The following is a 23,002-nucleotide window of genomic DNA, read 5'->3' as shown; positions in this document are numbered from 1 at the left end:
TTCCTCCCTCAGATGTAGTCAGTGCAGGACTATATAGCGTAAGCCTGCTTTTGAAAAGGATATTACGCCGCGCGTCTGCCGATCACGTGCACCGAAGTGGCCTTGAAGGAAGCGAAGATCTCCTTCCCCTCTAACAGGGCAAGCTCCGCGAAGGATTCGCGGGTGACGTAGGCGGTGAGCGGAAAACCGCAGTCAAGTCGCAACTTGAGGAAGGGCCCCATGGAGGCGATGCCGGCGACGCGCCCGGCGAAATGGTTGCGGGCACTGCTTTTCTCCTCGGAATGGCCCAGGCTCACGGTGACGTTCTCGGGACGGATGCAGCAGTAGACGAGCGCACCGGGCTGCGCCTCCCCCACCGTGTCGATCTCGCTTCCCGCCACCTGCACCGTCATCCGCTGGTCCCGGTTTTCCACCACCTCTCCCTCCAGGATGGTCTCCATCCCGACGAAATTGGCAACGAACTCGTTCACCGGGTGGTTCATCACCGCAGCTGGGGTCCCTTCCTGGACTATGCGCCCCCCGTTCATCACTACGATGCGCTGCGACATCCTGAGCGCCTCGGACTGGTCGTGGGTGACCAGGATGGCGGCAATGCCGCGGTCACGGATGACCTCGTCCATGTCTTCGGTGAGCGCCTGTCTCGTGGGGGGATCGAGGTTGGCGAAAGGCTCGTCGAAGAGGATCACCTCGGGTTCCACGGCAAAGGCGCGGGCGAGACTCACGCGGCGCGCCTCGCCGCCGGAGAGCTTTCTAGCCGAGCGCTGCGCCATGTCGGCAAGCCGGAAGCGCTCCAGATAGGACGTGACCCGGCTCTTGATCTCGCCGCGCCCCATCCCCCTGATCTTCAGCCCGCTCGCCACGTTATCGAACACGGTGGCGTCGAAGAGAAGCGGTTCCTGCAGCACCATGGCGATGCTGCGGCGCACCTTGAGCCAGTCGGCGGAATTCACTATCTCGCGCCCCCGGTAGGAGACGGTGCCGCTGCTGCGCTTGATGAGACCCAAAAGGGAGAGAAGCAGCGTAGACTTCCCCGCACCGTTGGGTCCGATCAGTGAGATGAATTCGTTTTCCGACAAAGAAAAAGAGGGTATATCGAGCACCGGCACGCCGCCTCGATCCACCCTCAGCCCATTCAGGTCGAGCACGTTTTGTTGCTGTGTCATCTAGGCCTTTCTCGCTGCTGGATGTAGGTAAGGATGTAGTTGACCGCGAAGCAGAATAGCAGAAGGATCACCGACAGGGCAATGGCGATGTCGAAATTGCCCCGCCCGGTCTCCATCACCGTCGCCGTGGTGAGGACGCGGGTGTAGCCGCGCACGTTGCCGCCGACCATGATGGAGGCGCCCACCTCGGAGATGACCCCGCCGAAACCGGCCATGACGCCTGCCATGAGCGGCAGCCTCGCCTCCCGTATGAGCATCCTGACCATCTGGGTCCTGGTAGCGCCAAGGGCCAGAATCTGCAGTCTCAGATTCGCCGGGAGGTTCTGCATGGCGCCAATGGTGATCCCCATGACGATGGGGGTGGCGATGACGGTCTGCGCGATGACGATGGCGGTCGGGGTGTAGAGGAGTTCCAGGTAGCCCAGGGGGCCGTTTCTCCAGAGCATGATGGAGACGAAAAGGCCCACCACCACCGGCGGCAGGCCCATCCCGGTGTTTACCACGCTCACCAGGATCTTCTTGCCGGGGAAGCTGGTCAGGGCGACCAGTGTCCCCACCAAGATGCCTATGACAAGAGAGAAGAGCGTGGCGAGCCCGGAGACCTTGAGCGACAGCAAGGCGATGCCCAGCACCTCGCTGTCGAGCGAGGCGAGGAGCTGGGCGGCCTTTAAGATCCCTTCGAGGATTACGTCCATTAATTACAGGCCCAGGGTTTTCGGGTCTTTGCCGGCATCCGGGAAGAAGAGCGGAGCGCCGAACTCCTTCTTGCCGAAGGTGGCGATGATCCCCTGGACCTTCTTGGAGACCATGAAGTCGGCGAACGCCTTGGCGCCGGCGTTGTTCACCTTGGGCCACTTGGCCGGGTTCACCTCGATGACGTGGTAGACGTTGAGGAGCTTCGGCTCGCCTTCCACCATGATCTGCAGGCCGAGATGCGCCTTCTTGTTGAGGGCGAGGTAGGTGCCGCGGTCGGAAAGGAGGTACCCCTTCTTCTCGGCGGCGACGTTCAGGGTCTCACCCATGCCGAGACCGGTCTGCTGGAACCACTTCTGCCCTTCGGCGTTGATGCCGGCTGCCTTCAAAAGCCCCTTTTCCTTGGCGTGGGTCCCGGAGTTGTCGCCCCTGGAGAGCCAGAGGGAGCCGGTCTTCGCGATGGTCTTCAGCGCCTCGGCAGCGGTCTTCGTGCCGCGGACCTTAGCGGGATCGTTGGCAGGTCCGAGGATGATGAAGTCGTTGTGCATGACGAGCTTTCTGTTCTGGCCGAAGCCACCTTCCATGAACTTCTTCTCCGCCTCCGGGGAGTGCACGAGGAGCACGTCCGCCTCACCCTTCTCACCCATCTTCATGGCCTGGCCGGAACCGACCGAGATGGTCTTCACGAAGTAGCCGGTCTGCTTCTCGAAGAGCGGGATCAGCACGTCGAGAAGACCGGAGTCCTGGGTGGAGGTGGTGGTTGCGAGGATGAGGTTCTTCTGCTCGGCGGCCCAACCGGTGGAGACCGAGGCGACCGCGCTCAGGAGGAACAGGGCGACGAACAGGGGAAGCATTCTTAGGATTCGATTCATGCAGGCAACTCCTTTTTAAATGTTTTTTTATGTGTACCGGGAAGCGTGATAGTGCTCCCGATATAGCGACACGCGCGGAAAAAGGGACGGTGTGTCTCGTCCCCTTACTGGTTTCAGCTTACGCCGAGGATGACGCTTGAGGCCTTGAAGAGGGTGCAGGCGTGTCCGCCGACCTTGAGGCCCAGGGTGGTCCCGCTTTCGTGCGTGATCACGGCGCTTATCGTGTTGCCGCCCCCCACCTCGACGTCGATTTCCGTGGAGACCGCTCCCTCGATGACCTTGACGACGGTACCGCACATGACGTTGCGGGCGCTGATCTTCGCGTCGTGCAGGTCGGTGCCGACCATGACCGAGCTCGCCTTGATGATGGCGTAGGCGGAGCCACCTTCCCTGAGGGCAAGGTTGTCGACGGCGCCGTTGGTGATGACGGCGACAAGCGGGGCCCCGCCGGTGAGGGTGAGGATGACCTCGGCGTTAACCGGCCCCCGGGTGATACTGGTGATGATTCCGGACAAAACGTTGCGGGCGCTTACTTTCATGGAAATCCTCCTCAGGAGCTGGTACAGGCTTGCTGTGTCGCCCAGCCTCCCCTCGAGATTCTCCAGGAATTTACGGTGCTCTTCCTGGAGCACGCCGTACTGCTTCACCACATCTTTGCCGTACGGGGTGAGGGTCGTCCCACCGCCCCCCCTGCCGCCGGTCACCCGCTCGACAAGCGGTTTCTCGGCGAGGTTGTTGATCATGTTGACCAAGTCCCAGGCGTTCTTGTAGCTGATCCCCACCGCCTTCGCCGCCTTGGTGATGGAGCCTAGCTCGTCTATCTTCTCAAGCAGCTTGATCCGGTCCAGCCCAAGGAACTTCTGGTCATCCTTGTGGAACCAGAGAGCCCCCTCAAGCTCAATGCCGTGTTTTGCGCCCTGACTCAAAATAACACCTCGTCGTTCTTCCTATGGCAGAGACAGGTCCATTACTCTGTCTGCGCTGGAAGCTTAGACATTATATGCCATGAGACCACTGTGTAAAGCTTATCTATGACTGAGTTTTACAAAACAAGGAAGGCAGACGTTATATCACAAACGACATAGCGTAAACAAGAAAAGGAAACGGGAGGAGGCGTATACATTTTACATGGTCAGTGAGGAATCCCGACCCGTGCCTCACCCAACGCCATTGGTAGCCGACAGGTATTCCGCCCGGTTCCAGGTGGTCATGCAGGAAGGATGGATGGGATCGGGCTGGCAAAGGTAGGTTTCATCGCCGGGATGGCCGGTGATGCGCAGACCCGCGGAGCGGAGCATCGCCTCGATACCCGCGTGGTTCGCGATCCACCAGTTGGTAGGATCGCCGGCGAAGCGCTCCTCGATGAAGGACATCTTCGGCCACCCCGGTTCGAGGAGGGCGTCGCGTTCGTTGATCCAGAAATCGTGCTGCCCCGCCACCTCGCGGCCGGGCATGGTGATGGCCTGGAAAACGAGCATCCCCGCCGTCTTCTGGGCCACGATGTCGAGGGCGAGCATCGGGTAGCGCAGGTGGTAGAAGACCCCCATGAAGAGGACGAGGTCGAATTTCCCCTTGATGCGCGCCAGGTCGTACACCTGCATCTGCCGGAATTCGACGCGATCGCGCAGGCCGTACTGCTCGGCGGCCCAGTCGGCCTGCTCGAGGTAGTGCCCGTCGCAGTCGATCCCCAGGACGCGTGCCCCGCGGCGCGCTAGCTCGAAGCTGTAAAAGCCTGCGTTGCAGCCGATATCGAGCGCGCTCCAGCCGCTCAGGTCTTCGGGGATGCATTCGGCGATCTCGCGCCATTTGAAGGAAGGGAAGTCTCCCAGGAAGTGGTCCGGGGCGGTCTCGGTGCCGTCCGGCAGGTGCAGGTTGTGAAACCAGGGGGAGAGTTCCTTGATGTCGTCTTCCAGCGTTCTTGCTTTGGCGTGGGTCATGCGGCTACCTTTCGTGAATTGTTTTCCCCGCCGCTACAGCGCGGTCAGGTATTCTTCGAGTTCTTCCGCCCGGCAGGCGGCTGAGTGGTGGCCGAGTACCCGGGCGCGGGCGCGCTCCCCGATGGCGCGGCGCTCCTCCTCGGGGAAGCGCTGCAGGAAGCGGAGCATTTCCTCGGCGCTGGAGGCTACGAGGATCTCTTCGCCCGGGGTAAAGAACTCTTCAAGGCCAGGCCAGCGGTCCGACACAACGGGAACGGCGCAGGCGGCCGCCTCGAAGAGGCGCACGCTCGGGGAATAGCCCGCGACTAGCATCTGTCTGCGGGTCAGGTTGAGCGTGAAGCGCTGCGAGCTGTAGAACTCGCTGTGACACTCCGGAGGAAGATGCTCGATGTGGTGCGTGTTCTCAGGCCACTTGAGCGAGGCGGGGTACTGCGCCCCTGCCACCACGAAACGCCCCTTGCGCCAGTGGAAGGCTGGCTGAAAAAGGAGCTGCTCCAGACCGGGCTGCCGATCGTCACTGTAGGTGCCGAGGTAGCCCAGATCCCAGCGCGGCGTCACCGGCATCGGGAAGTGCACCAGGGGGTCGACGGAACAGTAAAGGGGGCGCGCGGCACGCGAGCCGTAGTGGCGTTCAAGATGGTCGAGGGTCGGGCCGCCGGTGAAAGAGAGGTAGAGGTCGTAGCAGGGGATAAGGTCCTCGCTCAGGTACTGGCACTCCCCCCTGGCAAGGGCGGCCAGGGTCACCGGGGTGTCTATGTCGTAGAAGGCCTTGATCCCCCGTGCGTGCCGGCTCACCCACTTCCCGACCTCGATCCCCTGGTAGACGTAGGAGCCGACGATGACGCAGTCGGCATCACAGATCTCCGGGCCGTATTCGGAGAAAAGCTCGTCGAGTGAGCCGTAGAGAAGCGTCCTGCAAAATGGCGGCTCCGGGAGGTCGCGGTGCGCCTCGTACCAGCGCGCGTCGCGCTCGAGGAAGAGGATCTCGTGTCCGCGCCGATCCATCTCGCGCAAAAGGCCCCGGTAGGTGGTGGCGTGACCGTTTCCCCAGGAAGAGGTGATGGAGAGCCCAAGGACGACTATCTTCATGGCAACCTCCCGATGCGCCGCGCCGATCCGGCGGAGAAGATCTCCTCGAACTGCCTTGCCCGGTGCGTGTAGGTGTGCTCGGCACGTACCCGCGCCCGCGCCTTTCTACCCACCTCCGCGGCAAGCGCGGGAGTGAGTCGCTCCAGGATCTGCGCCACCTCCTCGCCGTTCGCGGCGACCAAGATCTCGCGTTCCGGCTCGAAAAACTCGCCGATCCCCTCCCATAGGTCGGTGATCATGCAGGCGCCTGCGCCCGCCGCCTCGAAAACGCGGGTGGCAGGGGAAAAGCCGTATCTCGCCATGCCGTCGCGGCTCACGTTGAGGACCGCCATCGGGCTGCAGTTGAAGGCGTTGTGGTCGCCGGTGCCGAGGTGTCCTATGTAGCGGACGTTCTCGCTTTTGGACTTGTCCTCCCAGCCGCTGCCGGCCAAAAGGAAACTGCGCCGGGGTAGCCTTTCGGCTACGGACAGGAAGAACTCCTCGACGCGCCGTTCGCGGTCCGGCAGACGGTTCCCCAGGAAGGAGAGGTCGGCGCGCAAGCGCTCGTCGGGACTGACCGGGTGATGTGTGTCCGGGTCGAGCGCGTTGTAGATGGGAATACACTCCCGCGCTCCGAAGCCCCGGTAGGCCCGCACGACAGGGTCGCCGCCGCCGTAGGTGAGGATCATGTCGTACCGCGGCACGAGTGGGAGAAACGGGTCCGCCGGGTGGGTACCGATCCGCTCCAAGGTCGCCGGTGCGTCCACGTCCCAGAAGATCACCTGGGTTCCTTCCCGCTTCAGACCGAGCACTTCGGCCTCGAGCAGCGCGTCGAAGACCCCGACTCCGCTCGCCTTCACCACGATATCCGAGCCGCGGGCCGCCTCGAGGGAACTAAACACTCCCTCCTCGGTCGCCGGGTAGACCACGACGGTCGCCCAGTCCGGGTCCTCCATGTCGCGGTGTGCCTGTCGCCCGTAGGCGTCCGGCTCGTAGAAGGTGACGCGGTGCCCCAGGCGGGCGAGCGCCCGCACCATGCCGCGGTAATAGGTGGCGGCACCGTTCCAGTAGGCGGATACCAGGCTCGAGGCGAAAAAGGAGATGTTGAGCGGTGCGGCCATGCAGTTATTTCCTTTCTATGCAGTTCTTCGGAGCATTCCGAGGTTCGACCGGGAATCCGGGGAACCAATGTGTGTTCCCACGAAGCAGAAAGCGGGCCCAGCGTCCCCCCCTTTGCGAAGGGGGGCAAGGGGGGATTTGCCTTGTTTCTGCCATGCAACCGAGACCATTCCTGCAAAGTGCGCAGTTGATCGCAGATGCTGCGCAACTTCTGTTCGGACCTGCCAACAAAAAGCAAATCCCCCCCGGCCCCCCTTCGCAAAGGGGGGAGCAAAAGGTCACCTGCGACGCTTCGTGGACGACCTTTTAGCCATACCCACGGAACTTCTAATCTGCCACCCCAAACTCGCGGCAGATGCCGAGCAGTTCGTCGACGCGGTGCCGGCAGGTGTGCCGTGCGAGGATGGTCTGCCGCCCGTGCGCGGCGAGTCGGTGCGCCTCGCCCGGGTCCTCGAGCAGCGCCTTCATCCGGGCTTCCATCTCCCGCCCGTCGCGGGCGTAGAGAAGATCCTTACCCGCCTCGAAGAGCCCGTCGCAGTCGACCCACGGGGCGGAAAGGAGCGGGATGCCGCAGGCAAGCGCCTCGAAGGGGCGGATGGTGGGGATGCCGGGGAGCGCCTCCATGTAAGGGCGGCGCGGTATGTGAACGGTGAGCCGGAACCTGCTGAAAACCCTTGGGACGTTGAAGTTGGGGAGCCAGCCGCCGTAGCCGATCCCGCTTTCGGCGAGGAGCTGCAGCGCCTGGCGCGGGTAGCGCACCCCGTACACCGCCGCTTTCAGATGTAGGCGTCGCACCGGCTCGACGAAAAACTCGCGGATCTCCTCGCTGCGCTCGTCGTCGCCCCAGTTGCCCACCCAGACCACGTCCCCCACCTTGTCAGCGCCCTCTACCGGGGCGAAGACCCTCACGTCCGCCGCCTCGTGCCAGACCCACACCCTTTTCGCCCAGCCGCGGTCGAGGTAGATGTCCCTGATTTTCCCGCCATAGGCGAGGACGCCGTCGAAACCTGAGAGATCACAGGCGGCCATTCCCTCGGCATCGGTGACGCTTCGGTGGTGCGTGTCGTGGAAGAGGAGCCGGTAGTGCCCGCCCCCCTTGCGGTGCAGGCCGATCAGCCGGACGAGTTCCGGGTCGTTCCATTCGTGCACGATCACCAGGTCCGCCTGCGCGAGGGCCCGGTCCAGATCCAGCTCATCCAGCCGGTAACGTATCCCGACAAGCCCCGGGTAGACCTGTTCGAACTCCTGCAGCGCGTATTCGCCGCTGTCGCGCAACATGTTCCGGTAGCTCCACCCTTCCTCGGGCTCGTACACCGCGACCTCATGCCCCATGAGGCGCAGTTCGGTGACCACGCCGCGCAGGAAATGGGCATTGCCGTGGTTCCAGTCCGAAACGATGGAGTGGTAGAACATTACGATGTGCATGGGGCCTTCCGTAGTCGCGTGATTTGTTACGCCTGCTCCCGGAGCCGGTCGTAGAGGTCGAGGTAGCCGGCGGTCATTCTGGCGGCGGAGAAGCTGCGGCTTCGTTCCAGCGCCTTTTCCCCAAGGCGCGCCTGGCGGTTACGGTCGGCGCAGAGAGCGCAGAGCTCGCCTTGCAGTGCCTCGGGGGACTCCGGGTCGACGAATACGGCCGCCCCATCCCACAGCTCACGCAGGCTCGGGATGTCGCCGAGAACGAGGGCGCACCCCGAGAGGGCCGCCTCCAAAACGGTGAGTCCGAAAGGCTCGTAGCGCGCGGGGAGCGCGTAGACCGACGCCGCCGCGTACCAGGGGGCAAGCGCGTCGGGAGCGAGGACGCCGAGGCGATTCACCCCTTCCACCGCAGCGGACCCGCCGTCTGGGCGGTTGATCTCACCCGCCACGTACACCGGCCACGGCAGGTCGTAGGCGTTCTTCACGAGCGCCGCTATGTTCTTCGCGTCGTCCCATACCCGTCCCACGGTGAGGATGAAATCCTCCTTCCTCCCCGGACGGAAGCGGGTGCGTGCCCGCGCGTTGTAGACCACCTGCGCGTCCGGCAGCGGGAGGTAGATGCGGCGTATTGCTTCCAGCATGGCCGCCGATGGGGCCGCGACCAGTCCTGCCGCGGCGAGTCCTCGGGTCACCCGGTCGCGGTATTCGTGCAGACGCTGCGGCGCCTCTTTACCGCGCACCGCCTGATACCAGGAAAGAACGCAGGAGTGGGCGACGACCAAGCAGGGGCTTCGCCAGGGGAGTGCTGCGTGGACGTAGCCGTTCAGATGCACGAGATCAGGCTGCAGTTCCGCCTCGAGCGATAAAAGCCACTCCCCGCTCAACTCGACGTCGCGCCAGGGATCGTCCATCCACTCGAGGCGGTACCCGCTTTCGTAGAGGGTTAAGTTTCCCTCCTCGGCCACCTCACGCCGCTGTTCCGGTGAGAGCGGCTGCCCCATCGTCGCCAGCGCCACCTGCACGCCATGGACCGAGAGCCCGCGCGCGAGTTCGAGGGCGTAATTCCAGACCCCGCCGATGGGGTCGGCCGTCATCAGGACGAGTCCCGGCGGCGTGATTTTGCCCCCCTTCCCTGCTGTGTGGACCGGTTCGTTCATGAACAACACGCCTCTCAAAGTAAGTCCCGCCTTAGCCAACCTTATTGCGTGGTTTTTGCCGGAAGGTCGGAAGCGTAGAGTTCAACTGCCCACGAAGCGCGGCAAGAGCCCTTACGTCCCCCACTTTGCGAAGGGGGGACAGGGGGGATTTGCTCTTCGTCGGCATGTACGAAATATCTCTTCCAGCACTGCAGCCGTTTCAGGAGTCAACCCAAGGCAAATCCCCTCTGTCTCCCCTTCGCAAAGGGGAGGACGCGAATTCACGGACAGCGCTTCGTGGTTTCATTGAGAGATACCTTCATGAATTCCCCAGACGAACCGCGCGCTATCTCCCGTACGCCTGGTCCAGCACCTGGGCCACGCGCACGAGGTGCTCGGCCTGCGGGTCGAAGGCGCCTTTGCCTAACCGCAACTGCCTCGCCCAGGCGACGGCACAGCGCCCACCCCACTCATCGGGAGGCGAGGAGATGGTCTCCGAGGCGGTGCCACGGAAGCGTTCGGCGACGAAGTCGTAGAAGGAGCCCTGGACGTTCTTGAAGCTGACGCCGCCGCGGGTGCCGTAGAAGCTCGACTCGATGACGGCGTCGCGCCCCGCGGAGACGTTCCAGGAGCAGGCAAGGCGCACGGCATGCCCCTCTTCCAGCACGAGCGACACCACCGCATAGTCCTCGACCTTGCCGCTCCCAGTCTTCAACCTCTCCCCGCCCGCGAAGATCGAGCTGGAGACGCTGCGGACCTCGGGGTAGCCGAAAAACCAGAGCGCGAGATCGACCAGATGGCTGCCAAGATCAATCAGGCAGCCACCACCGGAAAGCTCGGGATCGTAGAACCAGGGCTTGTCCGGGCCGTAGGCGTTGTGGAAGGTGAGGTCAGCGGCGTAGACCTGACCGATTTCACCGGAGCTGACCAACTGGTGGATCTTCATGATCCCGTCGGCGAAACGGTAGGAGAAATCGACCCCCAAAAGCCGGTTCATCGACCGGGCCGCATGCACCACGAGCTGGGCCTCCTCGGCGTTTCTCCCCAAGGGCTTCTGGCAGAATACGGCAAGCCCACGGTCCAGGGCGCGCAGGGCCTGGTAGCAATGCCCGGCGGAAGGGGTCGCGATCACCACTGCGTCGAGGTCGAGCTCCAAGAGCGCATCGAGGTCCTCGACCAGCACCGCCTCGGGGGCAAGCTTCGCCGCCTCCCGCGCGTTCTCCTCGCAGGGATCGGCGATCGCGGCGACCTCCGCCTCGCCGCTCAAGGCAATGGCCTGCATCCTGTGACGGCCGATCCAGCCGGTTCCCAGAAAACCCACCCTGGGCAATGCCATTTTCTTCTTCATCCTTTCCCCTTTCCTTTACTGGCCGATGCGGATCATCCCCTTCAGAAAACCGTCGGGACGCTCCTCCATGATCCGGTAGGCGCGTGCCAGCCCCGCAAGCGGAAAGCTGTGCGTGATGAGTTCGCCGAGCGGGAACATCCTCGACTCAACGGCGGCGATCCCCGCCCGCATCCCCTCCAGGTAGACCCGCGCGTCGCGCTCGTGCGCGTTGATGACGTCGATCCCCTTCCAGTTCCAGAGCTGGAGGTTCACCTGGCGCAGACCGTCCTGGTGGTACCCGGCGATGATGATCTTGCCCCCCTCGCGGACCAGCTCTCCGGCAAGGTCCAGCGGCCACTGATGACCGGTCGCCTCAATGACGCGGTCGCACCCACGCTCGCCGGCTATCTCCCGCACCCGGTCCATCACCCGCTGGTGGTCGTCGAGCAGCACGGTCTCTTCGGCGCCGCAGCGCCTGGCGAGCTCAAGCGCAAAGCTGCGACGCGAGATGGCAATGACCCGTGCGCCGCGCGCGGCGGCAAGGGAAGTGAAGATGGCCCCAAGAAAACCGGCGCCGATCAGCGCCACCGTCTGCCCTGGCTCAATGCAGCTGCGGCGAAAGACGTTCATGGCGCACCCGACCGGTTCGCCCGGGAAAGGCTGGTCGTCCAGGGATGGCGGGATCTTCACCAGGGCGTCGGTGCGCACCAGATCAAACTGAGCGTAGGCGTTGTTGGAGAGAAAGGCGATGCGGTCCCCAACCTTCACACCCTGCGCCCCGTCCCCCAGCGCCTGCACCCTTCCCCATCCCTCGTGGCCCGGCGCGCCGGGAAGGGCCGGATAGCTGAACCAGGGGCGCCCCTGCCAAAGCGGCAGGTTCGAGGCGCAGACGCCGCACCCCTCAAGGGCGACCAGCACCTCGCCAGCACCCGGTTCGGGGCGCGGCACCCTATTCACCTCCGCTTCACCCGGTCCCGTGATCACCGCCGCGTCCATGGTCTCGCCCATCACATCGCCTCCACACCCGAAGCCGGGTACCGTTTTCTTCCCGCCTTACCCGAGGTCCGCTCGGGCTCAAGGCGCATCGACGCACAGAGCCACCGGTACAGCCGCTCCACCCCTTCCTCGACCGAGTGGCGCGGCGTCCAGCCGCAGGCGCCGTTGAACTTGCCGATATCCGACACGTAATAGCGTTGGTCGCCGGTGCGCCATGCATCGAAGGAGACCTGCGGCAGGCGGCCGTGCAGCCCGCGCAACAACTCCAGAAGTTCCAAGAGGCTTATGGTGCGCTCGGGGCCTCCCCCGATGTTGAAAGCCTGCCCGGTGAGGCGCGGCATCTCCTCGCGGGCCCGGCACATCGCCTCCACCAGGTCCTCGACGAAGAGCAGGTCGCGCACCTGACAGCCGTCGCCGTACAGGGTGATCGGCTCCCCCTTGAGGGTGCGGATGGCGAAGTGCGCCACCCACCCCTGGTCCTCGGTGCCGTACTGGTGCGGTCCGTAGATGCAGCTCATCCGGAAGACGGCGGCGTGGATCCCGAAGCTGCGGGCGTAATCGAGCACGTACTGGTCGGCGCACCCCTTGGAGCAGCCGTACGGGCTCAAAAAGTCGAGCGGGGTTCCCTCGCCGAAGCCGCGTTCACGCAGCGCCGGGTCGGTCGGTTCGTAGCGCGAGCCGCTTTTGCGGATGCGGCATCCCTCGATCCCGCCGTAGACCTTGTTGGTCGAGGTGAACAGAAGCGAGGGGGGCTCCTTGGCGGTGCGGATCGCCTCGAGGAGCGCGAAGGTCCCTTGCCCGTTCACCGCGAAGTCGGCGGACGGGTTGTCGACACTCGTGGTCACCGCAACCTGCGCCGCGAAGTGGTAGACGTGCGAGGAGCGGGCGATGGCGTCCTGGAGTGCCAGGTGGTTCCGGGTGTCGGCGATCCGCACCTCGAGCCGGTCGCCGCAGTTCTCGGTGAGCCAGAGAAGGTTCTCCTCCACCCCTTCACGCGAGAGGTTGTCGTAGACGATGACCCGGTGGCCGTCCCGCGTCAGGCGGTGTACGAGGTTCGTCCCGATGAAGCCTGCGCCGCCGGTGACGAGGATGGCCTTCCCCGGACCGGCCGTGGCGCATGTGCGAGCCGCCTGGTCGATCCGCTTCAGCGCGGTGACGCTCTCCTTTTCCAGCAGCCGGTAGAGGAGCTTCGGGGTGCCGTCCGCCTTTTTGAAGCCGAAGAAGTATTCCCGCTCGTCCAGATGGAAGCGGTCCACGGCAGCGAGCGCCGGGTCGAGGTCGTCGGCGCCGTACCAGTAGATGCGCTGCGCCGGGGCACCGAGAAGTTCCAGAAAGACCCGGGCCTGCTTGAACTCGTCGTGCTGCCAGGTGGAAAACCCCGCCTCGGTGACCCAGATCTCGCAGGCGGCGCCACGCTCGTCCAGGATCTCCCGCACCATGGCGATGTTGCGCGCCCACCCCTTCCAGGTGTAGTCGAAGATGTCCGGGAAGCCGTGGATTCCCACCACGTCGATGTAGTCCATCACGCCCAGGTCGAACATGCGACAAAGCCAGTGCCCGTCGATCGGGCTCATGCCCCCCAGCACGGTTTTCTTACCGCGTTTTTTGGCCCAGTAGGCGGCGGCCCCGATCATCTCGCCGAAGCCGCTCCAGTGCGGGTCGAGGGTCCAGTCCCATTCGCTCAGGTTGTTGGGCTCGTTCCAGAGCTCTACGTACTCGAAGTGTTCGCCAAAGGAGGTGATGAAAAGGTCGATGAAGTCGGCGTAGTCCCGGGCGCGCCTAGGCGGTGAGGAGGTTTTAGGCTCGATGCCGATGGAGGGGGGCGTGTAAAGGACGCAAGGGAGGAGCTCCACGACGCCGGACAGGCGCGGGATGAGCCACTCGTACCAGCTTTTCCCCTCGCTCGTGTACCAGTCCGCCCAGGAGATGCCGGTCCTGAGGCGCTTCACGCCGAGCTTTTCTAGGTCGGCAAGCACCCGCTCCACCCGGTCCCGCTCGCCGGGGCGAAACCACTCGACCAGCCCCAGGTGCTCCGGCAGCCGTTCCACGGATGTGCGGCTCATAGCGTGAGTCCCCGCTGGGCGAGCTCGGCGTGCGCCTCGGCCACCCTGTCTACCGCCACCTCCCCTTCGAGCCACGAGGCGAGCTCGGTGAGCCCCTCCTCGAAGCCGACCCGTGGCGCGTAGCCAAGCACCTCGCGCGCCGCGGTGATGTCGGCGAAGCAGTGCCGGATGTCGCCCGCCCGGTAACTCCCGGTGATCTCCGGTTCGATGGTGGTGCAGTTGAGCACCCGGCAGAAGCGCTCGAGGAGCTGCAAAACCGAGATGCTCGCGCCGCTTCCTATGTTGAAGAGGGATTGCTTCTTCGGGTCAACCTCCATGGCTAGGCGGCAGGCGACCGCCACGTCGCGCACGCTCACGAAATCGCGCTGCTGGAGGCCGTCCTCAAAGATGCGCGGGGCGTTTCCGTTCATCAGGCGCGAGGCGAAGATGGCGAGGACCCCGGTGTACGGGTTGGAGAGGGCCTGGCGCGTGCCGTAGACGTTGAAGAAGCGTAGCGCCACCACCGGGATGCGGTAACAGTTTCCGACGATGAGGGCCATCCGCTCCTGGTCGTATTTCGAGAGAGCGTAGACCGAGGCGAGCGAGGGGGCCTTCTCCTCCGGGGTCGGGACCGGGACGAGCGGCTCGCGGTTCGCGGCGCATGGCTCCCAGCTCCCGCAGCGCAACTGTTCGATGTCGCGCATGATGTCGTCGTAGCTGTTTCCGCTCCCGTCGCGGTAGCGCCCTTCCCCGTAGATGCTCATGCTCGAGGCGACGATGAGTTTCCTCGATCCCCTCGCGCGCGCCATCTCCTCGAGGAGCACCGCGGTGCCGCAGTTATTGACCGAGGTGTACTGCTCGATCTCGTACATGCTCTGGCCGACCCCGACCATGGCCGCGAAATGAAAGACCGCCGCCGTCCCGGCCAGCGCCTTTTTCACCGCCCTCGCGTCCCGCACGTCCCCCTTGATCAACTCGACTTCCGGGTCCAGATAGGCCGGGCGCCTACCGCCGGGGCCGTGCACCTGCGGCACCAGGCTGTCCAGAACGCGCACCCGGTAACCGTGACGTAGCAACTCGTCCGCCAGGTGGGAACCGATGAAGCCGGCTCCACCCGTTATGAGAACGGTTCCTGCCATGGGATCCTCCTTGGAGCGGTGGGATGTCTGCGGGCTCGTCTAATAAACCAAGAATTAGTTCATACACATTAGCAATACCCAATACTAGCAGTGCCGGTTTTTCTGTCAAACGATTTGCGAAAAAAAGCGTTCTTTCTCCCAATAAGATGGAGGAGATGGGATGGTAGCTTCCTCAAGCGGTGTAGCAGTTGCGTCACTTTTGCCCCCCTTCTCTTCCCCGCATCTGCCAAATGAAAACCGCCCCTCCCCGCTTCGGTTTTAAAATTCGCGTTACGTGTTATTTTTAGAGCCTGTTAATTTTTGAGCGTGGCATGGCCCAAGCGTCCCTCCCTTTGCAAAGGTCCTGCATGGAATACCAGGAACAGGAGGTGCAGTTGCCAACGAAGCGCCGCAGGTGACATCGCGCTCCCCCCTTCGCAAAGGGGGGGACGTTGGGCCCATGAGGCGCTTCGTGGGAACAGACACCAAGCTCCCCGGACTTACCGTCTGCACCTATTTATGAATTTCCGGAGGTTACCGTGACAGCAGTACAGCGAAGAATGCCGGTAGGAGCGGAGGTGATGCCGGACGGCGTGCATTTCCGGGTCTGGGCTCCCCGGTGCAGGAAGGTATCGATACAACTGGAGGGAGCGCCGCAGGTAGTGGAGTTCCCCATGGACCTGGAAGAGAACGGGTACCATTCCGGCACCTGCCCGGTAGCACGTGCGGGAACCCGCTACCGCTACCGCCTGGACGACAAAGATAACTACCCTGATCCCGCCTCACGCTTCCAGCCCGAGGGGCCGCACGGTCCATCGCAAGTGGTCGACCCGGGGAGCTTCCCCTGGAGTGACGCCGGCTGGCAGGGCATCGAGCCCGAAGGGCACGTCATCTACGAGATCCATGTCGGAACCTTCACCATGGAAGGGACCTGGAAGGCCGCCGAAGAGCAGCTGTCTGCACTACGGGACCTCGGCATCACCCTGGTCGAGGTCATGCCGGTGGCCGATTTCCCCGGACGGTTCGGCTGGGGGTACGACGGGGTGAACCATTTCGCCCCGACGAGGCTCTATGGGACTCCGGACGACATGCGCCGCTTCGTGGACCGGGCTCACTCGCTCGGGCTCGGCGTGCTTTTGGACGTGGTGTACAACCACTTCGGGCCGGAGGGAAACTACCTGGCGCAGTTTTCCGATTACTACTACGGTGAAAACGAGAGTGACTGGGGGAAGATGATCAACTTCGACGGGAAGCATTGCGAATCGGTGCGGGAGTTCTTCATCGCCAACGCGTGCTACTGGATCGACGAGTTCCACATCGACGGGCTGCGTTTCGACGCCACCCACGCCATCATCGACGGTTCGCAAGTACACATCCTGGGGGACATCACCACCCGTGCGAGGATGGCGGCCAACGGGCGTAAGCTCTTCCTCGTCGCGGAAAATGAAAGTCAGGACGCCCGTTGCATGCGCCCGAGAGAAGAAGGAGGCTTCGGCATGGACGGCGTATGGAACGACGACTTCCACCACAGCGCCCACGTCGCCCTGACCGGGTACCACGACGCCTACTACTCGGAGTACTTCGGCTCGCCGCAGGAGATGATCTCCTGCGCCAAGTGGAGCTACCTGTACCAGGGGCAATTCTACTTCTGGCAGGGTAAGCGGCGCGGCTCCTCCACCTTAGGTCACAGCCCGAGCCGCTACATCAACTACCTCCAAAACCACGACCAGATCGACAACTCCGCCTGGGGTATCCGCATCGACAAACTCACCAACCCCGCCGCATTGCGGGCGATGGCCGCCCTTTACCTCCTACTCCCACAGACCCCGATGATCTTCCAGGGGCAGGAGTTTGCCGCGGGTTCTCCGTTTCTGTATTTCGCGGACCTTAGTCCGGAAATCTCGCAGCAGGTGCACCACGGACGCATCGAGTATCTGAAGCAGTTCACCAACATCGATTCTCCCGAGGTAATCGACACCATCGACAAGCCGTACGAACTGGAAACCTTCCAGCAGTCCCGCCTCGACCTGAAGGAGCGCGAGCGCCACGGCAAGGTCTACGCGCTCTACCGCGATCTGATCAGGCTGCGGCGCGAGGATCCGGTATTCAGCCGAGGTTATGCCTGCCACATCGAGGGGGCGGTGCTCGGGCAGGCGGGCTTTCTGCTGCGCTACTTCCTGGAGGATGAGCAGCGCCTTCTGCTCGTGAACCTCGGACGCGAGCTGCACTTGGTGCCGATCCCCGAGCCGATGCTGGCGCCCCCATCCCGCTGCCGGTGGGAGATCCTCTGGAGCAGCGAGAAGGTCGAATTCGGCGGTTCTGGTACACCCAGGCTGGAAACGGAAAGGTTCTGGCGCCTGCAGGGTTACGCGGCGGTTGCGCTGGCGCCCGCGCCGGAAGGAGAGACCCCATGACCACGGTGACAAGAGAATTCCATTTCGACCGCCACGACGAGGAAGCGAGGACCCGGCAGCTTTTGGAACAGGAGTGGCTTTTGACCAACGGCCTCGGCGGTTACGCCTCCGGCACGGTCTGCGGCGCGCTCACGAGGCGCTACCACGGCCTTCTCATAGCGGCCTACCCCTCTCCCCTCGGGCGCATGGTCTTATTGAACCGGCTGACCGAGGCGATCCGTTTCCCGGATGGGACCATGTTCCGCTTCGGAGGGGACCAGAAGGAGGCGGGGCTCGAGTTCCACGGCATGGAGTACCTCTCCGGTTTTCGCCTGGAGGACGGCCTCCCGGTCTGGCGCTACGACATCAACGGGACCGTGATCGAGAAGCAGCTGGTCATGGTGCATCGGCAGAACACGGTCCACCTCATCTACCGTCTCGTCTCGGGGGAAAAAATGGTGCGCCTAAAGCTGCAGCCCTACCTGCAGTTTCGCCCCCACGACGCCTCGGTAGACGTCGCTTCCGAGGATCCATACATGTTCACCGCGGTGCAAAACCGCTACCAGATCTCCTCCGGGCCTAACTCGCCGCAACTGCGACTCGTAATCAACGGCGGCCGGGGCAACTTCACCCTCGAGGAAAAGCACAGCACCGACATCTTCTACGACGTAGAAAACGCGCGCGGCTACGATTCGCTAGGAACGCTCTGGACCGCCGGTTACTTCGCCGTCGACCTCGCGTCGGGACAGGACGCGGCGCTTACCGCCTCCACCGAGACCTGGGAGACCATCGCGGCGCTCCCCCCCGCCACATCCCTGGAGATGGAGCGGGAGCGGCGCAGGCTTTTGCTCTCCGCCGCAGACCCTCGCGCGCGCCAGGGGCTCCCCGCCGAACTCGTTCTAGCCACCGACCAGTTCATCATCACCCCGGCTGGGCGCCACAAGGACGCCGTGCGCGCCCACGCCATGGGAGACGAGGTCTGCACGGTGATCGCCGGTTACCACTGGTTCACCGATTGGGGGCGCGACACCATGATCTCGCTGGAGGGGCTCACCCTCGCCACCGGGCGCCACACCGAGGCGGGATGGATCCTGCGCACCTTCGCGCATTACGTGAAAAACGGCTTGATCCCCAACCTCTTCCCCGAGGGGCACAACGAGGGGCTCTACCACACGGCCGATGCGAGCCTCTGGTTCTTCCATGCCCTGAACCGCTACCTAGAGTACACGAACGACCGCGCTACGCTGCACATGATCATGCCCCAGATGCGCCAGATCATCGACCACCACCTCTCCGGCACGAGTTTCGGCATCGGGATCGATCCTTCCGACGGGCTCCTAAGGCAGGGGGCCGAGGGGTACCAACTCACCTGGATGGACGCCAAGGTGGGGGACTGGGTGGTGACGCCGCGCCGGGGCAAGGCGGTCGAGTTGAACGCCCTTTGGTACAACGCGCTGAGGCTCATGCAGCAGTGGACCGAGCAGGATGGAGACGACCAGTACGCCCGGCAGTTGGGCTCCTTCGCCGACCAGGCCTACCGCTCCTTCAACCAGCGCTTCTGGTACGAGGAGGGTGGATATCTCTACGACGTGGTGGACGGCGAACTGGGCGACGACAGCGCCTGCCGTCCTAACCAGCTCTTATCCATCGCGCTCCCCTTCCCGATTCTCGAGCGGGATCGCTGGCCGCGGGTGGTGGAAACGGTGCGCCAGCGCCTTTTGACCCCTGTCGGCCTGCGCACCCTCGCCCCGGGACACCCGGACTACAAGGCGACCTACCACGGCGACCTGAGGGCACGCGATGCCGCCTACCACCAGGGAACGGTCTGGCCCTGGCTCATCGGTCCCTTCATCGACGCATGGCTGAGGCTCCACCCCGAGGAGGTCGTGGAGGCCCGCGGCTTCCTCGAGGGGCTCGCGCAGCAGATGAACGAGCAGTGCATCGGCTCCATCAGCGAGATCTGCGATGCGGAGGCGCCGTACAACCCGCGCGGCTGCATCGCCCAGGCCTGGAGCGTCGCCGAACTGCTCCGGTGCTGGCTCAAGACGGCGCAGTAGTCGATGCGAGGCTTCCAGATCACGGCGCTTTTGACCACGCTGACGGCAACCTTTGCCTACCTGAACCACCGTTTCCTCAAGCTGCCGCCGACCGTGGGGCTCATGCTGCTGAGCCTCCTCTTCTCTCTGCTCTTGTGGAGTTCCATAGCGGTGGGTGTCGACGTGGTTACCCCGGCGCGGCAGTTGATGGACCGCATCGACTTCGACGTCCTCTTCCTGCAGGGGATCCTCAGCCTGCTGCTCTTCGCCGGGGCGCTCTTCGTGAAGGTCGAGGAGCTCCTCAACGTGAAACTAAGCATCGCGCTCTTCGCGGTCGCCGGTGTCCTGGTCTCGGCGGGGGTGATCGGAGGGGGCTTCTACCTCCTCGCCCTCCTGCTGGAGCTGCCGGTCCGACTGGAGTATGCCCTGCTCTTCGGGGCCATCATGTCCCCCACCGATCCGGTGGCCGTGCTCCCCACCCTGCGCCGGCTCGGCATCCCGGACCGGCTTAACGCCTGGATCGCCGGAGAAGCGCTCTTCAACGACGGCATCGGCATCGTCCTTTTCCTGGCACTTCATGCCGCGGCGGTGAACGCCTCCGCGCCGGGCGTCATGTCCGTTTTAAGAACCTTCGTCATCCAGACCGCCGGGGGGCTCGCCTTCGGCTCCCTGCTCGGGTGGCTCGGCTTTCTGCTCATAAAAAGCATCGACAACTACCGTCTCGAGATCCTGATCACCCTGGCGCTCGTCCTTGGCGGCTACTCCCTCGCGCTCCTCATAGGGGTTTCCGGCCCTCTCTCCATGGTGGTTGCCGGTCTTTTCATCGGCGGACGCGGCCGCAAACTCGCCATGTCTGAGCACACCCGCATGCACCTGGACCAGTTCTGGGACTTGGTGGAGAAATACCTGAACGCCATCCTCTTCACTTTGATAGGTCTTGAGCTCCTGGTGCTCAGCAACCGGCTGAGCCTGATCCATCTCTGCACCGGTCTCCTAGTCATCCCGGTGGTGCTGCTCGGAAGGTTTCTGTCGGTGCTGGCGGTGGGGGGACTGGTTCGGATGCGTGAGCCCTTCTCCCTGAAGGACGCCTCCATCATGACCTGGAGCGGGCTGCGCGGGGCGATCGCCATAGCCCTCGCCATGTCGCTTCCGCAAAACGAGGGGCTGCATATCCTGCTCGTCGCGACCTACATCGTGGTGCTCTTCTCGATCCTGGTGCAGGGCCCCACCCTCGGGCTTCTGCTGGCGCAGACCTCGAGCGAGGGGGGAGGCTCCCATGAATAAAAGCAGAGTCGGCACCGCCATCGTGACATGGCTTTCCTTTCTCGGGCTGTACATGCTCTTCTGCGGCAAAGCGGACCCCTTGGAGGCGGTTGCCGGGGGAGCAGCGGCCCTCCTCGCCCTGAAGCTTGTCGGAATGCTGCGCGACTCGTTCATAAGCCCGCTGCGCGTGAAGCCCACCTGGCTGCTCCTGGTCTGGCGCCTGCCTGCCGCCATGTTCTCAGAGTCCTGGCTGCTGATGGTAACTCTCATCAGGGAGCTGCGCGGCAAAGAAAGCACCGGTGTCACCATAGAGCACCCCTTCGAGTTTCTGGCGGACCGGCACGAGTCCGCACGGCGCGCCTGGATGACCTTCGGGGTATGCATCACCCCCAACAGCTACCTCGTCTTCGTGGACCGGGAGCGGCGGCAGGTGGTGATCCGGCAGTTAGTGGGGAGGGAAATCTCAACCATCGACCGCCTTTTCGTGGAGCTGTCATGAACATTTGGCTTTTCTGCGCACTTGCCCTGCTCCTGCTCATGGCCCCATGCGGCTGGCTCTGCTTTCGCGGCACGATTATGGAGCGTTTCGTGGCGCTGCAGCTCGCGCAACTTTTCGCCGTGCTCGCCATCCTGCTCCTCGCCGAAGGGTACCGCCGCGCCATATATTTCGATCTCTCGCTCGTGCTGGCCGTCCTTTCCTTCGCCTCGGGACTTGTTTACCTCCGCTTTCTGGAGCGCTGGCTGTGAGCCCCGACCTCCCCGCCGGAGCTGTCGTCATCGGGCTTCTCGTTTTCGCCCTGCTGGTCTGCACCTTCAGCTGTGCCGGCGTCGCCGTCATGAAGGGGGTCTACGCCAAGCTGCACTACCTCTCTCCCCCGGCGGTGCTCGCGGCGGGGGCAATGGCAACGGCGATAACGATCCAGGAAGGGATGTCCGCCCCCACCATCAAGGCGTGGCTCGTCTTCGCGGTCATGGTGGTCGGCAATCCGGTGATCACCTTCGCCGCGGCACGGGCGCATTACCTGCGCGAGGCGAAAGACGTGAAGAAGCCCACCGACGATCAGGGAGAGGAGGATGACCATGGGGCCCATTGAGGCGGTGGCGTTTCTGCTGGTGGCGACATCCGGGTGGGCGGTGGTGGCGACGCGCGATCCTCTCCCCCAGTCGATCATCGCCGGTTTTTTCGGGCTCACCCTCAGCATCCTTTTCCTGGTGCTGCAGGCGCCTGACGTCGCCCTTTCCGAAATGGTCGTCGGGGCGGTCGCCTTCCCGCTCATGGTGCTCCTTACCGTGGCGAAGACCCGCTCCAGGGGGGCGCGATGAACGATCGCCTGCGCAACACGCTTTTCGCGCTGGCTGCCGCGCTCCTTGCCGGGTGCCTCGTCGCCGCCTTCACCTCCCTCCCCACTTTCGGCCGTCAAAGCGGGGCCTACCGGGCGCTGGTGCTGGAGAGCATGGAACCGATGCGGCACGCCCAGCAAGCGGTCGCCGCCGTCACCTTCGATTACCGCGGTTTCGACACGCTCGCCGAAGAGTTCATCCTCTTCGCCGCGGTAGCGGGAGGGCTACTGCTGCTCAGGCGGCAGGAGGACGAAGAAACCCGCGAACCGACGGACCAGGCACCGGACCGCGCCGGCATCGTGGCCGCACCGGCCGTTCTCGGGCTTGGCGTTGTCATGTTCCCCTTCACCCTGCTGCTGGGAATCTACGTCGTCCTGCACGGTCACCTGACGCCCGGCGGCGGCTTCCAGGGCGGGGTGCTGGTGGCTACCGCCTTTTACTACGTCTACCTGAGCGGCGAATACGGCGACCTCCTGAAGATTAAGCGCGACCATCTGGCCTCCCACCTGGAGGCCGCCGGCGCCATGAGCTACGCCATGATAGGCGCACTCCCCCTCCTCTCCGACTACCATTACATGCGCAACCTCTTTCCGCTCGGAGTCTCGGGGGAACTCCTCTCCACCGGGACGCTGCCACTGTTGAACACAGCCGTCGGTATCGAGGTGGCCTCGGCCTTCGTGCTTCTGATCGCGGCCTTTTTGCGCCAGGTCCTCGTGATCCGCAGGGAGAAGAAATCGTGAACGCGCTCCCCTTCCTCGTTGTAGTGTGGCTCCTGGTGGTAGGCCTTTACGGTATCGCCACCTGCAGGAACAGCATTTACCTGGTGAGTGCTCTCTTCGTCGCCCAGTCCTCAGGCTACCTGCTGCTGCTCTCGGTCGGCTACGTGAACAACGGCACCGCGCCCATTACCGGCGACATCCCGGGAACACGGATCATGGTCGACCCGGTGGTGCAGGCGCTCACCTTGACCGACATCGTCGTCGGGGCAACGGTCTCTGCCCTGCTCCTCGCCCTCGCCCTTCAGCGCCACAAGCGCAGCGGGACGCTCGATCCGAAGAGCGAGCCCCCCATGCGGGGCTGAC

At 64.0% G+C, this 23,002-nt stretch carries 22 protein-coding genes; 9 read left to right on the top strand and 13 right to left on the bottom strand.

What is annotated here, in order from left to right:
* Positions 1-62: 62 nt before the first annotated feature.
* The 13 genes from E8L22_RS19310 to E8L22_RS19245 form a co-directional block, all read right to left on the bottom strand.
* Positions 63-1,163 (bottom strand): ABC transporter ATP-binding protein, encoded by a 1,101-nt coding sequence (locus tag E8L22_RS19310; RefSeq protein ID WP_136526736.1) that lies wholly within the window; start codon positions 1,161-1,163, stop codon positions 63-65.
* The gene (locus E8L22_RS19305; RefSeq protein ID WP_136526735.1) at positions 1,160-1,858 is read right to left on the bottom strand and encodes an ABC transporter permease; all 699 of its coding nucleotides are present in this window, start codon (positions 1,856-1,858) and stop codon (positions 1,160-1,162) included. Before E8L22_RS19305 ends, E8L22_RS19310 begins: the two co-directional genes overlap by 4 nt.
* A 3-nt stretch (positions 1,859-1,861) precedes the next feature.
* Positions 1,862-2,728, bottom strand: coding sequence for a substrate-binding domain-containing protein (locus tag E8L22_RS19300; RefSeq protein ID WP_136526734.1), 867 nt, complete (start codon positions 2,726-2,728; stop codon positions 1,862-1,864).
* Between the two features lie 113 nt (positions 2,729-2,841).
* A complete protein-coding gene (locus E8L22_RS19295) occupies positions 2,842-3,654 on the bottom strand; it encodes a TOBE domain-containing protein (protein WP_136526733.1) in 813 nt (270 codons plus the stop codon).
* 231 nt (positions 3,655-3,885) lie between these two features.
* The gene (locus tag E8L22_RS19290) at positions 3,886-4,665 is read right to left on the bottom strand and encodes a TIGR04290 family methyltransferase (protein WP_136526732.1); all 780 of its coding nucleotides are present in this window, start codon (positions 4,663-4,665) and stop codon (positions 3,886-3,888) included.
* Positions 4,666-4,698: 33 nt separating this feature from the next.
* Positions 4,699-5,754: a CgeB family protein gene (locus E8L22_RS19285; protein ID WP_136514355.1), complete on the bottom strand. Its 1,056-nt coding sequence runs from the start codon at positions 5,752-5,754 to the stop codon at positions 4,699-4,701.
* Positions 5,751-6,854, bottom strand: coding sequence for a CgeB family protein (locus E8L22_RS19280; protein WP_136526731.1), 1,104 nt, complete (start codon positions 6,852-6,854; stop codon positions 5,751-5,753). Before E8L22_RS19280 ends, E8L22_RS19285 begins: the two co-directional genes overlap by 4 nt.
* Positions 6,855-7,179: 325 nt before the next feature.
* Entirely contained in the window at positions 7,180-8,277 is a 1,098-nt protein-coding gene (locus E8L22_RS19275) for a CgeB family protein (protein WP_136526730.1), read from the bottom strand.
* Between the two features lie 26 nt (positions 8,278-8,303).
* Complete coding sequence (locus tag E8L22_RS19270; protein WP_136526729.1) at positions 8,304-9,425, bottom strand: glycosyltransferase family 4 protein; 1,122 nt, start codon at positions 9,423-9,425, stop codon at positions 8,304-8,306.
* A 325-nt stretch (positions 9,426-9,750) separates the two neighbouring features.
* Positions 9,751-10,752 (bottom strand): Gfo/Idh/MocA family protein, encoded by a 1,002-nt coding sequence (locus tag E8L22_RS19260; protein WP_136526728.1) that lies wholly within the window; start codon positions 10,750-10,752, stop codon positions 9,751-9,753.
* 15 nt (positions 10,753-10,767) lie between these two features.
* Complete coding sequence (locus E8L22_RS19255; protein WP_136526727.1) at positions 10,768-11,739, bottom strand: MDR/zinc-dependent alcohol dehydrogenase-like family protein; 972 nt, start codon at positions 11,737-11,739, stop codon at positions 10,768-10,770.
* Positions 11,739-13,790, bottom strand: coding sequence for an NAD-dependent epimerase/dehydratase family protein (locus tag E8L22_RS19250; protein ID WP_136526726.1), 2,052 nt, complete (start codon positions 13,788-13,790; stop codon positions 11,739-11,741). The genes E8L22_RS19255 and E8L22_RS19250 overlap by 1 nt, the downstream gene beginning before the upstream one ends.
* On the bottom strand, positions 13,787-14,908 hold the full coding sequence (locus tag E8L22_RS19245; protein WP_136526725.1) for an NAD-dependent epimerase/dehydratase family protein: 1,122 nt from the start codon (positions 14,906-14,908) through the stop codon (positions 13,787-13,789). The genes E8L22_RS19250 and E8L22_RS19245 overlap by 4 nt, the downstream gene beginning before the upstream one ends.
* 518 nt (positions 14,909-15,426) lie before the next feature.
* On the opposite strand from E8L22_RS19245, the gene treZ reads away from it, so the two are divergent.
* Genes treZ through E8L22_RS19205 form a run of 9 tightly spaced genes read left to right on the top strand, consistent with a single transcriptional unit; the run spans position 15,427 to position 23,001 of the window.
* The gene (treZ, locus tag E8L22_RS19240; RefSeq protein WP_198420192.1) at positions 15,427-17,301 is read left to right on the top strand and encodes a malto-oligosyltrehalose trehalohydrolase; all 1,875 of its coding nucleotides are present in this window, start codon (positions 15,427-15,429) and stop codon (positions 17,299-17,301) included.
* Positions 17,298-19,337 (top strand): amylo-alpha-1,6-glucosidase, encoded by a 2,040-nt coding sequence (locus E8L22_RS19235; RefSeq protein WP_136526724.1) that lies wholly within the window; start codon positions 17,298-17,300, stop codon positions 19,335-19,337. The genes treZ and E8L22_RS19235 overlap by 4 nt, the downstream gene beginning before the upstream one ends.
* Before the next feature lie 3 nt (positions 19,338-19,340).
* Positions 19,341-20,600, top strand: coding sequence for a cation:proton antiporter (locus E8L22_RS19230; RefSeq protein ID WP_136526723.1), 1,260 nt, complete (start codon positions 19,341-19,343; stop codon positions 20,598-20,600).
* Positions 20,593-21,078 carry a hypothetical protein gene (locus E8L22_RS21445; RefSeq protein ID WP_162604878.1) on the top strand — a complete coding sequence of 162 codons (486 nt, stop codon included), beginning with the start codon at positions 20,593-20,595 and terminating at the stop codon, positions 21,076-21,078. The genes E8L22_RS19230 and E8L22_RS21445 overlap by 8 nt, the downstream gene beginning before the upstream one ends.
* On the top strand, positions 21,075-21,326 hold the full coding sequence (locus E8L22_RS21440) for a monovalent cation/H+ antiporter complex subunit F (RefSeq protein ID WP_162604877.1): 252 nt from the start codon (positions 21,075-21,077) through the stop codon (positions 21,324-21,326). Before E8L22_RS21445 ends, E8L22_RS21440 begins: the two co-directional genes overlap by 4 nt.
* Positions 21,323-21,673, top strand: a complete 351-nt coding sequence (locus E8L22_RS21435; RefSeq protein ID WP_162604876.1) for a cation:proton antiporter — start codon at positions 21,323-21,325, stop codon at positions 21,671-21,673. The genes E8L22_RS21440 and E8L22_RS21435 overlap by 4 nt, the downstream gene beginning before the upstream one ends.
* Positions 21,660-21,902: a Na(+)/H(+) antiporter subunit B gene (locus E8L22_RS19215; RefSeq protein WP_136526721.1), complete on the top strand. Its 243-nt coding sequence runs from the start codon at positions 21,660-21,662 to the stop codon at positions 21,900-21,902. Before E8L22_RS21435 ends, E8L22_RS19215 begins: the two co-directional genes overlap by 14 nt.
* Positions 21,899-22,660 carry an MnhB domain-containing protein gene (locus E8L22_RS19210; RefSeq protein WP_136526720.1) on the top strand — a complete coding sequence of 254 codons (762 nt, stop codon included), beginning with the start codon at positions 21,899-21,901 and terminating at the stop codon, positions 22,658-22,660. The genes E8L22_RS19215 and E8L22_RS19210 overlap by 4 nt, the downstream gene beginning before the upstream one ends.
* Positions 22,657-23,001, top strand: coding sequence for an NADH-quinone oxidoreductase subunit K (locus tag E8L22_RS19205; protein ID WP_198420191.1), 345 nt, complete (start codon positions 22,657-22,659; stop codon positions 22,999-23,001). The genes E8L22_RS19210 and E8L22_RS19205 overlap by 4 nt, the downstream gene beginning before the upstream one ends.
* Position 23,002 lies beyond the last annotated feature (1 nt).

The sequence above is a fragment of the Geomonas ferrireducens genome (genome assembly GCF_004917065.1).
Classification (GTDB): domain Bacteria; phylum Desulfobacterota; class Desulfuromonadia; order Geobacterales; family Geobacteraceae; genus Geomonas; species Geomonas ferrireducens.
This window is presented reverse-complemented; position numbering and strand designations above follow the sequence as displayed.

Coding starts and splice junctions, on each gene's coding strand:
- E8L22_RS21440 (WP_162604877.1), top strand. CDS start 21,075: ATGAACATTTGGCTTTTCTGCGCACTTGCCCTGCTCCTGCTCATGGCC.
- E8L22_RS19280 (WP_136526731.1), bottom strand. CDS start 6,854: ATGGCCGCACCGCTCAACATCTCCTTTTTCGCCTCGAGCCTGGTATCC.
- E8L22_RS19230 (WP_136526723.1), top strand. CDS start 19,341: ATGCGAGGCTTCCAGATCACGGCGCTTTTGACCACGCTGACGGCAACC.
- E8L22_RS19260 (WP_136526728.1), bottom strand. CDS start 10,752: ATGAAGAAGAAAATGGCATTGCCCAGGGTGGGTTTTCTGGGAACCGGC.
- E8L22_RS19290 (WP_136526732.1), bottom strand. CDS start 4,665: ATGACCCACGCCAAAGCAAGAACGCTGGAAGACGACATCAAGGAACTC.
- E8L22_RS19235 (WP_136526724.1), top strand. CDS start 17,298: ATGACCACGGTGACAAGAGAATTCCATTTCGACCGCCACGACGAGGAA.
- E8L22_RS19285 (WP_136514355.1), bottom strand. CDS start 5,754: ATGAAGATAGTCGTCCTTGGGCTCTCCATCACCTCTTCCTGGGGAAAC.
- E8L22_RS19210 (WP_136526720.1), top strand. CDS start 21,899: ATGAACGATCGCCTGCGCAACACGCTTTTCGCGCTGGCTGCCGCGCTC.
- E8L22_RS19300 (WP_136526734.1), bottom strand. CDS start 2,728: ATGAATCGAATCCTAAGAATGCTTCCCCTGTTCGTCGCCCTGTTCCTC.
- E8L22_RS19215 (WP_136526721.1), top strand. CDS start 21,660: ATGGGGCCCATTGAGGCGGTGGCGTTTCTGCTGGTGGCGACATCCGGG.
- E8L22_RS19310 (WP_136526736.1), bottom strand. CDS start 1,163: ATGACACAGCAACAAAACGTGCTCGACCTGAATGGGCTGAGGGTGGAT.
- E8L22_RS19305 (WP_136526735.1), bottom strand. CDS start 1,858: ATGGACGTAATCCTCGAAGGGATCTTAAAGGCCGCCCAGCTCCTCGCC.
- E8L22_RS21445 (WP_162604878.1), top strand. CDS start 20,593: ATGAATAAAAGCAGAGTCGGCACCGCCATCGTGACATGGCTTTCCTTT.
- E8L22_RS19270 (WP_136526729.1), bottom strand. CDS start 9,425: ATGAACGAACCGGTCCACACAGCAGGGAAGGGGGGCAAAATCACGCCG.
- E8L22_RS19245 (WP_136526725.1), bottom strand. CDS start 14,908: ATGGCAGGAACCGTTCTCATAACGGGTGGAGCCGGCTTCATCGGTTCC.
- E8L22_RS19275 (WP_136526730.1), bottom strand. CDS start 8,277: ATGCACATCGTAATGTTCTACCACTCCATCGTTTCGGACTGGAACCAC.
- E8L22_RS19255 (WP_136526727.1), bottom strand. CDS start 11,739: ATGGGCGAGACCATGGACGCGGCGGTGATCACGGGACCGGGTGAAGCG.
- E8L22_RS19250 (WP_136526726.1), bottom strand. CDS start 13,790: ATGAGCCGCACATCCGTGGAACGGCTGCCGGAGCACCTGGGGCTGGTC.